The 14,062-nt window shown below is 59.1% G+C and carries 13 protein-coding genes and 1 pseudogene; 7 read left to right on the top strand and 7 right to left on the bottom strand.

Features of this window, described 5'->3' with window-relative positions; genetic code table 11:
- Window positions 1-110 precede the first annotated feature (110 nt).
- The gene (locus tag ACF8MI_RS06480) at window positions 111-518 is read left to right on the top strand and encodes an SMI1/KNR4 family protein (protein WP_060499707.1); all 408 of its coding nucleotides are present in this window, start codon (window positions 111-113) and stop codon (window positions 516-518) included.
- 155 nt (window positions 519-673) lie between these two features.
- Here the strand turns inward: ACF8MI_RS06480 and ACF8MI_RS06475 are convergent, their stop codons facing one another.
- Window positions 674-2,434, bottom strand: a complete 1,761-nt coding sequence (locus tag ACF8MI_RS06475) for a cation:proton antiporter (protein WP_016712752.1) — start codon at window positions 2,432-2,434, stop codon at window positions 674-676.
- Between the two features lie 342 nt (window positions 2,435-2,776).
- On the opposite strand from ACF8MI_RS06475, the gene ACF8MI_RS06470 reads away from it, so the two are divergent.
- On the top strand, window positions 2,777-3,262 hold the full coding sequence (locus tag ACF8MI_RS06470) for an acyl-CoA thioesterase (protein ID WP_016712753.1): 486 nt from the start codon (window positions 2,777-2,779) through the stop codon (window positions 3,260-3,262).
- Here ACF8MI_RS06470 and pdxY read toward each other — a convergent pair.
- Window positions 3,259-4,131 (bottom strand): pyridoxal kinase PdxY, encoded by an 873-nt coding sequence (pdxY, locus tag ACF8MI_RS06465; protein ID WP_060499709.1) that lies wholly within the window; start codon window positions 4,129-4,131, stop codon window positions 3,259-3,261. The two genes, ACF8MI_RS06470 and pdxY, sit on opposite strands and share 4 nt — an antisense overlap.
- A gap of 120 nt (window positions 4,132-4,251) precedes the next feature.
- Between pdxY and ACF8MI_RS06460 the strand changes: the two genes are divergently transcribed.
- On the top strand, window positions 4,252-4,644 hold the full coding sequence (locus tag ACF8MI_RS06460) for a DUF3301 domain-containing protein (protein ID WP_104833727.1): 393 nt from the start codon (window positions 4,252-4,254) through the stop codon (window positions 4,642-4,644).
- Here the strand turns inward: ACF8MI_RS06460 and ACF8MI_RS06455 are convergent, their stop codons facing one another.
- The 3 genes from ACF8MI_RS06455 to zigA are packed head-to-tail and all read right to left on the bottom strand — an operon-like array spanning window position 4,645 to window position 7,488.
- Window positions 4,645-5,616, bottom strand: a complete 972-nt coding sequence (locus ACF8MI_RS06455; RefSeq protein WP_200928912.1) for a GTP-binding protein — start codon at window positions 5,614-5,616, stop codon at window positions 4,645-4,647. It lies immediately after the preceding gene.
- Window positions 5,617-5,656: 40 nt separating this feature from the next.
- Window positions 5,657-6,283 carry a DUF1826 domain-containing protein gene (locus tag ACF8MI_RS06450; protein ID WP_156866882.1) on the bottom strand — a complete coding sequence of 209 codons (627 nt, stop codon included), beginning with the start codon at window positions 6,281-6,283 and terminating at the stop codon, window positions 5,657-5,659.
- Window positions 6,280-7,488 (bottom strand): zinc metallochaperone GTPase ZigA, encoded by a 1,209-nt coding sequence (gene zigA, locus ACF8MI_RS06445; RefSeq protein ID WP_104833724.1) that lies wholly within the window; start codon window positions 7,486-7,488, stop codon window positions 6,280-6,282. The genes ACF8MI_RS06450 and zigA overlap by 4 nt, the downstream gene beginning before the upstream one ends.
- 114 nt (window positions 7,489-7,602) lie before the next feature.
- Between zigA and ACF8MI_RS06440 the strand changes: the two genes are divergently transcribed.
- Both ACF8MI_RS06440 and folE2 read left to right on the top strand, forming a co-directional pair.
- Window positions 7,603-7,983 (top strand): hypothetical protein, encoded by a 381-nt coding sequence (locus ACF8MI_RS06440; RefSeq protein ID WP_060499713.1) that lies wholly within the window; start codon window positions 7,603-7,605, stop codon window positions 7,981-7,983.
- A gap of 25 nt (window positions 7,984-8,008) precedes the next feature.
- Window positions 8,009-8,913, top strand: a pseudogene (folE2, locus tag ACF8MI_RS06435) (GTP cyclohydrolase FolE2).
- Here folE2 and ACF8MI_RS06430 read toward each other — a convergent pair.
- Window positions 8,897-9,424 (bottom strand): DUF3617 domain-containing protein, encoded by a 528-nt coding sequence (locus ACF8MI_RS06430; RefSeq protein WP_016712761.1) that lies wholly within the window; start codon window positions 9,422-9,424, stop codon window positions 8,897-8,899. The pseudogene folE2 and the gene ACF8MI_RS06430 sit on opposite strands and share 17 nt — an antisense overlap.
- Before the next feature lie 132 nt (window positions 9,425-9,556).
- Here ACF8MI_RS06430 and cls point away from each other — a divergent pair, with 132 nt between their 5' ends.
- Window positions 9,557-10,996, top strand: a complete 1,440-nt coding sequence (gene cls / locus ACF8MI_RS06425) for a cardiolipin synthase (RefSeq protein WP_060499714.1) — start codon at window positions 9,557-9,559, stop codon at window positions 10,994-10,996.
- 36 nt (window positions 10,997-11,032) lie between these two features.
- Here cls and cfaB read toward each other — a convergent pair whose 3' ends face one another.
- A complete protein-coding gene (cfaB, locus tag ACF8MI_RS06420) occupies window positions 11,033-12,217 on the bottom strand; it encodes a C17 cyclopropane fatty acid synthase CfaB (protein WP_392517437.1) in 1,185 nt (394 codons plus the stop codon).
- A gap of 207 nt (window positions 12,218-12,424) precedes the next feature.
- Between cfaB and lpdA the strand changes: the two genes are divergently transcribed.
- Window positions 12,425-13,825, top strand: coding sequence for a dihydrolipoyl dehydrogenase (lpdA, locus tag ACF8MI_RS06415; protein ID WP_060499716.1), 1,401 nt, complete (start codon window positions 12,425-12,427; stop codon window positions 13,823-13,825).
- Window positions 13,826-14,062 lie beyond the last annotated feature (237 nt).

Below are 14,062 nucleotides of genomic sequence, written 5' to 3'. Positions count from 1 at the left end.
GCGTGCTGCACAAAAAACCCCAGGCCCTGTCCTGGGGTTTTTGCTTTTGCCAGAGTGGCCTACTAGGGTATAACGCGCAGCGTTGTCATCTAGGTCAGAGGAAGTGAACCGTGGAAGAAGTGATCGAACAACTCCGTGAAGCCAATGAGCCGGTACCGGTGCCTCTGGAGCTTCCCGATGAAGACCAGTTGGTGGAGATCGAAGAGCAGCTGTTCATCAACATTCCATTCGTGTTCAAAGAATTTCTGCTGACCGTGAGTGATGTGGTTTATGGCTCCCTTGAGCCAGTCACTTGTACCGACCCGCAGTCGCACACGTACCTGCCAGAAGTTGCCGCCAACGCCTGGGACGCCGGCGTACCGCGTGAGCTGATCCCTCTGTGCCAGGACGGCGACAACTACTACTGCGTCGAAGAAGATGGCACCGTGGTGCTCTGGGATGCCGAAGAGGAACTTGTCGGCGAAGACAGCTGGGAATCCGTTTGGCACTGGGCGCGGGATGTCTGGCTGGAGAGCTGATTCCAGCCGTTGCTTGAATGCTACCTGCACAGGAAAAATAATGGCATAGCGCCATCGGTGCAGTTAAAATCGCCAGGCTTTCTGCGCCTGGCGACATCGCTACCGCTCCATCCCCTCGGACGACGGTGAAATCTTGCGCAGGGAGCATAGCCCTCTCAATGTGAATTCTCGCGGCTGTTCTCCAGTGTTTCCAGCAAGGCAATCTGCATGCGCGTGTGCACGCGGATGAACCAGCGCCACAGCAAGGCCACCACCACCGCAGCCACCACGGCAATCACCAGCAGCAACTCGCTGGTTGGCAGAATGCTTGCCGAAAGCGCCGACAGCAGCAGGAAAATCACCAACAGCGACAATAGCGGGATCACCTCGGCGATCACTCGCCGCACCCGCTGGGTATGCCGCCCGGCCATTTCCGGCTTAACGCCCATCTCTGCCAGCAGCATCGACAGTGCCTTGAGCTTGCGATAGGCGGCGATCAGGAAGGGCAGCGACAGCAACAGTGCCGCCCCCCAGATAAGCGCCTTCTGTTGGCTGGCATCGCTGACCCACTCACTGAGCCAGTTGCCAATACGCCCTGCGAAGTAACCACCGCTGAAGAAAATGGCGATCACCAGCGCCAGGTTCACCCCCACCTGCAACAGGATGCGCCGAATCATCGCCGCCAGCATGGCGCCCTCGCCCTGCGGCTGGATGTTGCGTAACCACTCGCCATACAAGGAAAGTACCCGCGCCAGACGGCCAGGCACCACATTGCCCAGCTTCTGCGACAAGGGGTCGGCCGCGCGAATCAGGTACGGGGTCAGCAGCGTGGTGATTGCCGATACCGCGACCGCTACCGGGTACAGGAAATCGCTGGTCACCTGCAGGGTCATGCCCAGCGCGGCGATGATGAACGAGAACTCGCCAATCTGCGAGAGCCCCATGCCCACCCGCAATGACGTGCGGCCGTCATTGCCGGCAATGAACGCCCCCATGCCACAAGACAGCATCTTGCCTAATACCACCGCCAAGGTAATGACTACGATTGGCCAGGCATAGTCGATCAACACCTGCGGGTCGATCATCAGGCCAATCGCTACGAAGAAGATGGCGCTGAACAGGTCGCGTACCGGCTCGATCAAGCGTTCGATCTTCAGCAACTGGCGCGATTCAGCCATGATCGCGCCAATCAGGAAGGCACCCAGCACCATGCTGTATTCCAGCTTTACCACCAGCAGGCAGAAGCCAAAGCACAGGCCCAGCACGGTAATCAGCAGCATCTCGTTGCTTTCGAACTTGGCCACATAGGCCAACAGCCGTGGCACCAGCAGGATGCCGATGACCAAGGCAACGATCATGAACAGCGACAGCTTGCCGACGGTGGAAAACACTTCACCGGAGCTGACCGTGCCGCTGACAGCGATGCCCGACAGCAGGGCGATGATGCCGATACCGAGGATGTCTTCCACAATCAGCACACCGAAGATCAGCTGTGCGAAACGCTCGTTTTTCATCTTCAGGTCGTTGAGCGCCTTCACGATGATAGTGGTTGAGGAAATGGCCAGGATGGCGCCAAGGAACAGCGAGTCCATGGTGCTCCAGCCGAACCAGCGGCCGATCTCGAAGCCGATCCAGATCATCAGCACGATTTCCAGAAACGCCGCAATAAACGCCGTGGCGCCGACCTTGAACAGCTTGCGCAGGCTGAACTCGAGGCCCAGGCAGAACATCAGAAAAATCACCCCCAGCTCGGCGAGGGTCTTGATGGTGTCTTCATCATGGATCAGGCCGAACGGCGGGGTGTGCGGGCCAATGATGAAGCCGGCGACAATGTAACCCAGCACCACCGGCTGCTTGAGACGATGAAAAAGAATGGTGACCACGCCAGCGACCAGCATGATGACTGCCAGGTCCTGGATGAAGCTGATGGCATGCATGGCGTGATACTCCTTTTCTCGTCTTTTTCTGGATGCCTGGGCAGACCGCTCCTCTGCCAAGGCAAACCCGAGCGAGCAGCAAGTACATACTGTATTGAATGCAGGAACGCCCATATTGCATGGGCGTACTCAGGTTAACATCGCACCCCGCCGCAAGAAGCCGGTGCAATATGCAGAAACAGATCGGCTGGAAAAGCGCCGCTGATGGCATGATCAGCGTGACGGCGCGGCGTCAGCCAACGTCCCGTATCAGCAAGGCAAATTCAAAAGAGGGGAACAGAAGTGTCAGCAGATAACGCCCCCCATTCGCCCGATTCAGCGCAACCTCACCGTGAGCACACTATGGAACCTGGAAACGCCCAGCTGAGCATGACCGTCCTGATGACCCCGGACATGGCCAACTTTTCTGGCAACGTACATGGCGGCACCCTGCTCAAGTACCTCGACGAAGTGGCCTATGCGTGCGCCAGCCGCTATGCCGGCAGCTATGTGGTGACGCTGTCGGTCGACCAGGTAATCTTCCGTGAACCCGTACACGTGGGTGAACTGGTTACCTTCCTGGCGTCGGTCAACTACACCGGCAACACGTCGATGGAGGTCGGCATCAAAGTCGTGACCGAGAACATCCGCGAGCGCTCGGTGCGCCATTCCAACAGTTGCTTCTTTACCATGGTCGCGGTCGACGACAACCGTCGCCCGGTAGCGGTGCCGCCGCGCCAGCCACAAAGCAGTGAAGAAAAACGCCGCTTCCTGCAGGGCCAACAGCGCCGTCAGATCCGTCAGGAGCTGGAAAAGCGCTACCAGGACCTGAAGACCGACGCTATTTAAAGCGCCAGCAATTGCGCCTCGAAGCGCACCCGCGGGTGGGCGATGCGGTCCTGGGCCCGCACCAGTTGCAGTTCGTAGCTGGCGCAGGCCTGGGTTTCCAGCAGCACTTCATGCACCGCCGCCGCGGTGAACTCGAATGCCTGTACCCAGCTGTCGCCGAGCAGCACGCGGGCCAGGAACAAGCCCGAGGTCAGGTCGCCCACCCCCACCGGCTGACGTGGAAACGCCAGCAGCGGGCGGCGCAGGAGCCAGCTGTGCTCGGCAGTCACCAGCAGCATCTCGAACTGGTCCTCGGCACGCCCGGAATAAGCCAGGTGCTTGACCACCACCACCTGCGGCCCCCGCTGCAGCAGGCTGCGCGCCATATTCACGCAGTCTTCCAGCGACTGCGCACGGCGCCCACAGAAGCTGTCCAGCTCCAGCTGGTTCGGGCACAGGATATCCGCGCGGGCGGCCGCCTCCTCGAGCAGGAATTCGCTGACTTCCGGCGGCACGATGCAGCCCTTCTCCGGGTGCCCCATGACCGGGTCGCACACGTACAACGCTTTGGGATTTACGGCCTTGATCCGCTCGACGCCGGCCAGTATCGCTCGCCCTTGTTCGGCACTGCCCAGGTAGCCGGAAAGCACCGCATCGCAGTGACCCAGTTCGCCGATGTTGGAAATGCCTTCCACCAGCGCAGGAATTTGCGCCGGAGCAAGCACTTCGCCGGCCCACTGGCCATACTGAGTGTGATTGGAGAACTGCACGGTATTGAGCGGCCAGACATTGACTCCGATACGCTGCATGGGAAATACCGCGGCACTGTTGCCGGCGTGGCCGAACACCACATGGGACTGAATGGCGAGCAGGTGCGGGGTACGTTTCATGCGGGAGGTTTCCAAAGCTGTTTCAAGGATTATGCGCAGCGCAGTATGAACTCGATTGCCACCTGTACGACAGGCCAGGGACGCAGTTAAGCTGGATCTACCTGTTTGGAGCATATGCAAATGTTGACCCTGGAGAACCTCTTCGTCCTGATGCTGGTAGCCACGGCAGGCGCCTGGTTGTGGCACAACCATGGGTTGCGCGAAAAAGCCCTGGAACGGGTGAAACAGCATTGCGCCAAGCTTGACCTCGAATTGCTCGACGATGCCGTCGCGCTCAAGCGTATCGCCTTTGTGCGCGATGCCAACGGCCGCAAGCGCCTGGCGCGCATCTACGCCTTCGAATTCACCGTTACCGGCGAGCAGCGCCATCCCGGCACGGTGACCCAGTTCGGCGCCCACAGTGTGCAGATCGAACTCGCACCCTATCCGTTCGAAATCAAGACAGCACCGCGCACCGACAACGTCATCGAAATGCAGCAGTGGCGCCAGGAGCACAACCGCTGGCGCAACTGATCAACTGACGCGGCAATCGCTCAACCCGACTTGCAGTGCGGGTTGCGATTGCGGCTGGTCGAAAATCAGCTCGATACGGGTATCCCTGCGCCAGTCGCTAGACTGCCAGGCGGGCATGTCTCCCCTCAGCCCATTGAATGATTGCCAGCCATCCACGCTGTGGATAACACCCTTGGCGCGACGCCAGGGCCACGCGCGCAAGAACGCCTGTAGCCGCTGTGGATAAAACTGTTGGCCCGGGTGCCAGCGCCAGCCAATACTCCAACCTCCCACCCCCTGCTGGGCAAGACAGATAGGCTGACTTGGGTCTGTCCACAATATTGCTGGGCCACCCTCAAGATTGTCGACAATCCGGTTTTCCTCAAATGGGCTGTCGACAATCTGCTCAGGGCTGCCAGGAAGGCTTGAGAATGGTACCTTCCCCTGCACGGTCCAGAGGATTGTCTTGTCTTTAAATTTATTAGTTATCAACAACTTACACATTTCATCCACAGCTTCTGATTTGTTGAAAACCACGCTTTCAGCCACATCGAAAGCCTGCTGTTGAGCCTCTGGAAGCGGCTCGTCACGTGCCATGGACTGCGCATCTACAACCATCACGAAGGGGTTGATTGTCAGCACTCCGGCCCAAGGAGCCTGCTGCAGTTGAGCAAGCAACTGTAATGGGTGACCCAGCCCGGAAGGCTCGATAAACAGCCGATCAGGCCGGGATTTGCGCAGTAACCGACCCAAGCCCACCTGGAACGGCATGCCATTGACGCAGCACAGGCAGCCGCCTGCGACTTCCCCGATGGCGATGCCATCTTCGTCACGGCTGAGCAAGGCCGCATCCAGGCCTACCAGGCCGAACTCATTGATTAAAACAGCCCAGCGCTCATGGGCTGGGCGCTGAGCCAGCAGATGACGGATCAGGGTGGTTTTGCCGGCACCCAGCGGGCCGGCTATCACGTGGGTGGGTATGTTCTGCAGCATGGCATGGCTTCAAGCGGTGGCGATGCCTCACTATGCGCTGTCAGGCAAGCCAGTCAAGGCTGAGCAACAGGCGCCCCTGCTGGCCCGAAGGTGAACGATGTACCAGCCCTGCGCCTTCGTTACCTTGCCACTTCTCACCTTTGAGTATGGCCACTTCGCCAGCGTGCAGATGCTGAATGTTATCCACAGCGACTTGAGCTGTGTGTAACTCCCCACGGGGGCTTTCCTGCTCTCGCAACCACTCGGTGCCTGGGCCTACGTAAGTGGTGAGCAACCGCAACGGCACGTTATCCACATGGAAACGCGGGCACATGGGGCCTGCCAGTACCCGCAGACGCAAACCAACCCGTCGAGCGCCAACCAGGCAGGTGTAAGCCGCCACGAGCCAGGTCACATCAGCAACAAACGCCTCATAGCCGTGTAAATCTGCCGCTTCACGCATCAGATCGGGCAATACCGGTGTTTGCTGCTCATCCACATCGATTACCCGCTGATCAGCCAAGGGGTGACCCAGACTTATCAACAGCTCAGCAAAGTCTTCCAGCTGTGCCGGCAAGCGTCGGCGCCAAACGGCCAAGTTCACACCATCCTGCAGTACTTCAGTCAGCACTTGGGGGGTTTCGCCGAACACCTGAAAGATATCCACAGGCCGGTATGCCAAGTTCATGCTGCCACCTCCTCGTGCCATGGGCCGAACGGGTCGGGCAAACGCAACCAGCCCATGTGGCCCAAGTCCATTTCCTGGTCCGTCAACAGGCAGGCATCAAGGGTTGTGGATAATTTTTCGAAGTCGATGTTCTGCCCGATGAACACCAATTCTTGGCGGCAATCACCGGTCTCAGCCGTCCAGTGTTTCAAGATCGCGGCAGTGTTATCCACATCCTGCGGCCACTGCTCGCGCGGCACGAAACGCCACCAGCGTCCAGCCAGACCGTGGCGCATCATTCCGCCCGCCTGCGACCAGCTACCGGCTTCCTGGTACTTGCTGGCCAGCCAGAAAAAACCTTTGGAACGCAAAAGCCGCCCATTACTCCATTGCGTGTGGATAAAGTCGAAAAAGCGCTGTGGATGAAGCGGACGTCGGGCCTGCCAGGTCATGGCCGCGATTCCATACTCTTCGGTTTCCGGCACATGCTCACCGCGCAGCTCCTGCAGCCAGCCCGGCGCCTGGGCTGCCTGGTCAAAGTCGAACAGGCCGGTGTCGAGGATACGTGCCAGCGGTACCTGACCCATGACCATGGGCACGATCTGCGCCCGTGCATTGAGGCTGCGCAGAATGGCGATGAGCTCTTCACGCTCATGCTGGCTGATCAAGTCGATCTTGCTCAGCAACAGCACATCGGCGAACTCGACCTGTTCGATCAGCAGGTCACTGATCGACCGCTCGTCTTCTTCACCCAACGTTTCGCCACGGCTGGCCAGGCTGTCTGCTGCCTGGTAGTCACTCAAGAAATTCAAGCCATCGACCACCGTAACCATGGTGTCTAGGCGCGCCATGTCGGACAGGCTACGGCCTTGCTCGTCACGAAAGGTGAATGTCTCTGCCACCGGCAGTGGCTCCGAGATGCCAGTGGACTCGATCAGCAAATAATCGAAACGCCCTTCTTCGGCCAGCCGCGCCACCTCCTCAAGCAAGTCTTCACGCAATGTGCAGCAGATGCAGCCGTTGCTCATTTCGACCAGTTTCTCTTCAGCGCGGTTGAGGCTCACATTGCGCTGCACCTCGCTGGCATCGATGTTGATTTCACTCATGTCGTTGACGATAACCGCGACCCGCAGGTTCTCGCGGTTACGCAATACATGGTTGAGCAAAGTGCTCTTGCCGGCGCCAAGAAAGCCGGACAGCACGGTGACGGGGAGACGATTGGGCATGGCGAACCTCTTCAGGCGGACGCATTCGAAACGATGCATTGCACAATGTTATAAAGTAACAATACAATTTCGCCAAGCCGTTCTCGACGGACGAATGCTTACCGGGGATAAAACATGTATCTGTCACGCGCCATGGCGTTGCTGTTGCTCGCTGTGCCCAACGTGCTGTTGGCCATGCCACAAGCCAGTACGCTGGCGCTTTGCACGCGAAGCGCCACACTGCTCGCCTGCCAGGACAGCAAAGGTAGTTACTACAGCGTGCGCACCGACGGCAGTACGTTCTACCTGCGCGGCTACGACCACGGCACCCGGCGACTATGGGCACAAACCAACAGCCGCTACGGCACGTTGACCTTTTTCACCGGCCTGGCCAGCGATGGTGAGGCCTGGGTGGGCTACAGCCGCCGCGTTGGCTGGACCACCTTGAACCGCGTATCCAGCTCCAGCGGGCAGCGCTTCAACCTGCATTGCAGCTTGATCGGCGGTTGCCGTTGATGCCTCTTTTTATCTGGAAAGCCAAATGACCCAGCTCAAGCTCCCCGACATCGCCGCACAAACCCAGAAGTACACCTTGCCATTGAGCTGGGTTGGCATGTGCGGAATTGCCCTGCCTGTGCAGTTCGAAGGGCGCACTGCAGCTGCCAAAGTCGATGCAGGGGTAAGCCTGGTGGATGGCAGTTCACGCGGCATCCATATGTCGCGGCTTTACCTTGCACTGGAGTCATTGGAACACCAACCACTCACACCGCTGGCAATGAGGCAGCTTCTGGCAGATTTTTTATCCAGCCATGACGCCTGTCTTCCGCTGCCTACTTGCAAATCAGCTTCGAGCATCTGCTGAAAAGACCCGCCTTGGTCAGCCCCTTGGCAGGCTGGAAAAGCTATGCCGTAACCGTCAATGCACGCATTGAAAATGAAATGTTCCACGTGGAACTATCGGTTTGCGTGCCTTACTCCTCGACCTGCCCATGCTCGGCAGCACTTGCAAGGCAGCTGATTCAACAGCAGTTTCAGGCGAATTTCAGCGAGCAGCAGGTTGATCAATCTGCCGTTCTGCAATGGCTTGGCAGCGCCGACGGAATTGTGGCTACACCCCATAGCCAGCGAAGCAATGCTCAGATTCAGGTGCGCCTGCACAGCAATCAGCAGGTGCTGCCGTTTACCGAACTGATCGATCGTATAGAGGCGAGCTTGGGTACAGCGGTGCAGACAGCAGTGAAGCGCGCAGACGAACAAGCCTTCGCCTTGGCCAACGGGCAAAACTTGATGTTCTGTGAGGATGCCGCCCGACGCCTGCACAAGGCACTACGGCAAGTTGAATGGAGTACCGCTTTCAAGCTGCGTGTGGAACATGCAGAAAGCCTGCATGCCCACGACGCGGTTGCCACCAGCCAGTGGCAATGGGATATCAGCTGCGCGGTTTAACCGCGCCGCAGTCATTGCCTAACCACACCGCACGGGTGTTCATGCTGCCTTGCTGCTGCACACCTGAAGCGTTGAACGTACCACTGACCTGGGTGGTGAATTCACGGTCACTGAGGAAAGTCGCCTGGCCACTGCCCTGAGCCTTCGGGCAGCTGAACTGGAACTTCCACACATTACCGGTACGGTCGGTGATCTTCTGAGTGCAGCCGGATTTCGGGTCTTGCAGCGGGATGTCATTGGTCGCCACCTGCTCTGGCGTCAGGCACGAACGCACGCCATTCCCTCCAACGGTCACCCCCTGTTTGGCCAACACCCCTTCCATCATGGCACGCTGCTCGGGCGGCAGGTTTTTCAGCTGGCCGAGCATGAACGCCATGTCAGGTAACGGCTTGCCATCGACCTGCATGTTGCTGGTGGTCAGCTCCCACAAACCGGGTTGCAGCATCTGGGCATGCACCAGCGGGCTGCTCATACCTAGGGCCAACGCCAACAGTGGCAGACGAATCTTCATCGATGAACGCTCCTGAGAAAAGCCGGCCAAGCGGGCCGGGCTGAGCCTTAGACGCCAAATCCACCTGCGGGTTGCAAGGCGGGCCGGGAACGTGTTCTGTTACCCCTAGTGTACTCGGCAAGCAGGATGCATATGGATTACCACAGCCCCTACTTTTTTGGTTACCTACTCGGCCTTATCCACCTGTTGGGTATCGTCGCCGCGCTCCACGCACTGTTCACTGTACGCACCGCCCAAGGCGCAATCGCCTGGGCCATGCCCCTGTTCTTCATCCCTTACCTCACCTTGATCCCCTACCTGATCTTCGGCGCCCGCTCGTTCTATGCCTACATCAAGGCCCGGCGCCAGGCCAACCAGGAAATGCACGTGGCCATGGCCAACCTCAACTGGCGGCCTTGGGTGGAAGAAGCCCTCACCGCCCGCGAGTCGGAAAGCTACACAGCCTTGCGCGCCATGCCCAAACTCGGGCGCATGCCTTGCCTTGCGAATAACCAAGTGAAGCTACTGGTCAATGGCAAAGCCACATTCGATGCCATCTTCGCGGCTATTGAAAAGGCACGCGATGTGGTGCTGGTGCAGTTCTTCATCATTCATGACGACACCCTCGGCAAGGCACTGCAGCAACTGCTGTTGCGCAAGGCCGCCGAGGGTGTGCAGGTGTTCGTACTGTATGACCGCGTCGGCAGCCATGCCTTGCCGGCCAGCTACAGCCAGCAACTGCGCGACGGCGGTGTGCAGATCCATGCCTTCGCCACCCGCCGCGGCTGGTTCAACCGCTTCCAGGTGAACTTCCGTAACCATCGCAAGATTGTGGTGGTGGATGGCCTGGTCGGTTTCATCGGCGGCCACAACGTGGGGGACGAATACCTCGGTGAGCATCCTCAGCTGTCGCCCTGGCGCGACACCCATGTGCAGATCAGCGGGCCGGTGCTGGCCTGCCTGCAGGAGTCGTTCGCCGAGGATTGGTATTGGGCCACGCGCCAACTACCGCCGCTGATTCTGCCGGATGCCTACCCGGATAACGGCGTGCTGTGCCAGGCGTTGGCCAGCGGCCCCGCCGACCCACAGGAAACCTGCTCGTTGTTCTTCCTCGAGGCGATCCATTCCGCCACCCGGCGGGTATGGATCACCAGCCCTTACTTCATCCCGGACGAAGCGGTCTTTGCTGCATTGCGCCTGGCGGTGTTACGGGGCGTCGATGTGCGGGTACTTATCCCGTCACGGCCAGACCACCGCATCGTCTATGCAGCCTCCAGCCTGTTCGCCTTCGAAGCGGTGCGCGCGGGTGTGCGCATGTTCCGCTACCAACCAGGCTTCCTGCATCAGAAGGTGGTGCTGGTAGATGATGAGGTCAGCGCGATCGGCAGTGCCAACCTGGACAACCGTTCGTTCCGGCTGAACTTCGAGATCACCCTGCTGACGGTCGACCGCAGCTTCGCCGACCAGGTCGAACACATGCTGATCAATGACTTTGAACAGGCGCGGGAGATTACTGCGGAGGACAGCCGCGATACCCATCGGCTACAGCAATTAGGGATGCGGATTGCGCGGCTGATTTCACCCATTCTGTGAGAAAGGCCGCCTCCCTTGCAGAGGCGGCCATGGGGTTCAGCGATACATGTCCTCACGCGTCCATGGCAAGTCGTGGTGGCCATCCGCATAAGGCTTCACTGCCAAAATCTGGTGCAGGTTGGTCCAGCCTTTCTCAAACGCATAGGCACAGCCTGCAAGGTAGAGGCGCCAGATACGCAGGGTTTTTTCCGGCACCAGCGCTGCGGCTTTGTGCAACTGGTTCTCCAGGTTTTCGCTCCAGTGGTGCAACGTCTTGGCGTAGTGCAGACGCAGGCTTTCCACGTCAACGACCTCCAGCCCCGCTTCACAGATACTGGCGCTGATCATCGACAAGTGAGGGAGCTCACCGTGAGGGAACACATAACGGTCGATGAACTCACCTGCACCACGCCCCACCGGACGGCCATCGACGTGTTTGGCGGTGATACCGTGGTTCATCACCAGCCCGCCTTCCCTGACAGCACCGAACAGCTTCTGGCAATACAGCGCCAGGTTGGCATGCCCGACATGCTCGAACATGCCCACGCTGACCACTTTGTCGAAGCGACCATCTTGGGGCAAATCGCGATAATCGAGAATCTGCAGCTCCACTCTGTCGGCCAAGCCCTCGGTTTTGACACGCTGCCGGCCGAGCTTGAGCTGCTCCTTGCTCAGGGTGATACCGAACACCTTGGCGTCATATTCGCGTGCTGCAAAACGCGCAAGCCCACCCCAACCACACCCGACGTCTAGCAGGTAGTCACCGGCATTCAGGCGCAGTTTGCGGCACAGGTGATCGAATTTATCCTGCTGCGCCTGGTCGAGGGTGTTGTCCGGTTCACGGAAGTAGGCACAGGAATAGGCCATATCCTGATCCAGCCACAACTGGTAGAAGGCGTTGGATACGTCGTAGTGGTAAGAGATGGCTTCGGCGTCAGTGTGCTTGTCATGAGACCGGCGTTGCGGCAGCTGTTCATCCTCATCCGTGAACAGCGCTTCGCTCAGCTCATCGCACACACGAATGGCTTCACCGATATCGCCTTCCAGTTCCAGCTTGCCCTCAACGAATGCTGTGCCCAGCTGTTCCATGCTTGGGTGGGTCAACTGGCCAATAAGCTGAGGCTCTTTGACCAGGATTGTGACCTGCGGGCTGGGCCCCAGATCGAACTGGTTTCCGTCCCACAGTTTCAGCCGCAGCGGCAGATGCAAGCTCTGCAGTGCCGGTGGAAGTTGCGCAAGCATGAACGACCCCCCTGTCCGTATATGGCCACGACGCCTGATATTTCGAACGCCGTCGGATCAGAGTAGTTCATTCGTAGGAGGTTTCCTCTATACGAGACCATGGTCTAGAAGCAACTGATCTTATCCACACAGAGGATTGTATACAATTCTAACGTCTCAGCTTAACCTTGTGCCCCTCTCGCGCTTCTTCATCCTGGAGTTGAACCCATGAAATCCTATGACGTGGTGATCATCGGCGGTGGCCCTGGTGGCTACAACGCAGCCATCCGCGCCGGCCAGCTGGGCCTGACCGTTGCCTGTGTGGAAGGCCGCTCGACCTTGGGCGGTACCTGCCTGAACGTGGGCTGCATGCCGTCCAAGGCGTTGCTGCACGCTTCCGAACTGTACGAGGCCGCCAGTGGCGACGAGTTCGCCCACCTCGGTATCGAAGTGAAACCCACCCTCAACCTCGCCCAGATGATGAAACAGAAGGACGAGAGCGTAACCGGACTGACCAAAGGCATTGAGTACCTGTTCCGCAAAAACAAAGTGGACTGGATCAAGGGCTGGGGCCGCCTGGATGGCGTTGGCAAGGTTGTGGTCAAGGCCGAAGACGGCAGCGAAACTGTGCTGCAGGCCAAGGACATTGTCATTGCCACCGGCTCCGAACCCACCCCGCTGCCGGGCGTGACCATCGACAACCAGCGCATCATCGACTCGACCGGTGCGCTGTCCCTGCCGCAAGTGCCCAAGCACCTGGTCGTGATCGGTGCCGGTGTGATCGGCCTTGAGCTGGGTTCGGTCTGGCGCCGCCTGGGAAGCCAGGTCACGGTCATCGAGTACCTCGACCGTATTTGCCCGGGCACCGACACGGAAACCGCCAAGACCTTGCAGAAAGCACTGGCCAAGCAAGGCATGGTGTTCAAGCTGGGCAGCAAAGTGACCCAGGCCACCGCCAGTGCCGACGGCGTGAGCCTGATGCTGGAGCCTGCCGCCGGTGGCACGGCAGAATCACTGCAGGCCGACTATGTGCTGGTGGCTATCGGCCGCCGCCCTTATACCAAAGGGCTGAACCTGGAAAGCGTAGGCCTGGAAACCGACAAGCGCGGCATGCTCGGCAACGAACACCACCGCACACCCGTGCCGGGTGTCTGGGTGATTGGCGACGTCACCTCCGGCCCGATGCTGGCACATAAAGCCGAAGACGAAGCTGTGGCCTGTATCGAGCGCATCGCCGGCAAGCCGCACGAGGTCAACTACAACCTCATCCCGGGCGTGATCTACACCCGCCCGGAGCTGGCCACCGTGGGCAAGACCGAAGAGCAGCTCAAGGCTGAAGGCCGTGCCTACAAGGTCGGCAAGTTCCCCTTCACCGCCAACAGCCGCGCCAAGATCAACCACGAGACCGAAGGCTTCGCCAAGGTTATCGCCGATGCCGAAACCGATGAGGTGCTGGGTGTGCATCTGGTAGGCCCAAGTGTCAGTGAAATGATCGGCGAAATCTGCGTGGCCATGGAGTTCTCGGCCTCGGCGGAAGATATCGCCCTCACCTGCCACCCGCACCCGACGCGCTCCGAGGCATTGCGCCAGGCGGCGATGAATGTGGACGGTATGGCAATGCAGATCTGACAGGAACAAAAAGCCCTCCGTGTGGAGGGCTCTTTGATCTTAAACAATTAAGTCAGTCTCGTCGGCTCGCGTAGCTTGGCGTCTGTACGCTGCCACGTTGAGTTTTAAAGTCAGTCTCGCGGAACCAACAACGTAGGTTTGCGCCTCGCAAAAACAATTAAGTCAGTCTCGCTTGAAGAAAAGGCGTCCGTGGGACCAGAGGCTGAACAGACCCTTCAAAATCAGCAATAATCGCCT

The sequence above is a fragment of the Pseudomonas sp. yb_9 genome, assembly GCF_043103635.1.
Taxonomy (GTDB): Bacteria; Pseudomonadota; Gammaproteobacteria; order Pseudomonadales; family Pseudomonadaceae; genus Aquipseudomonas; species Aquipseudomonas monteilii.
The sequence above is the reverse complement of the archived record's forward strand: the minus strand, read 5'-3'. Positions and strand labels throughout refer to the sequence as shown.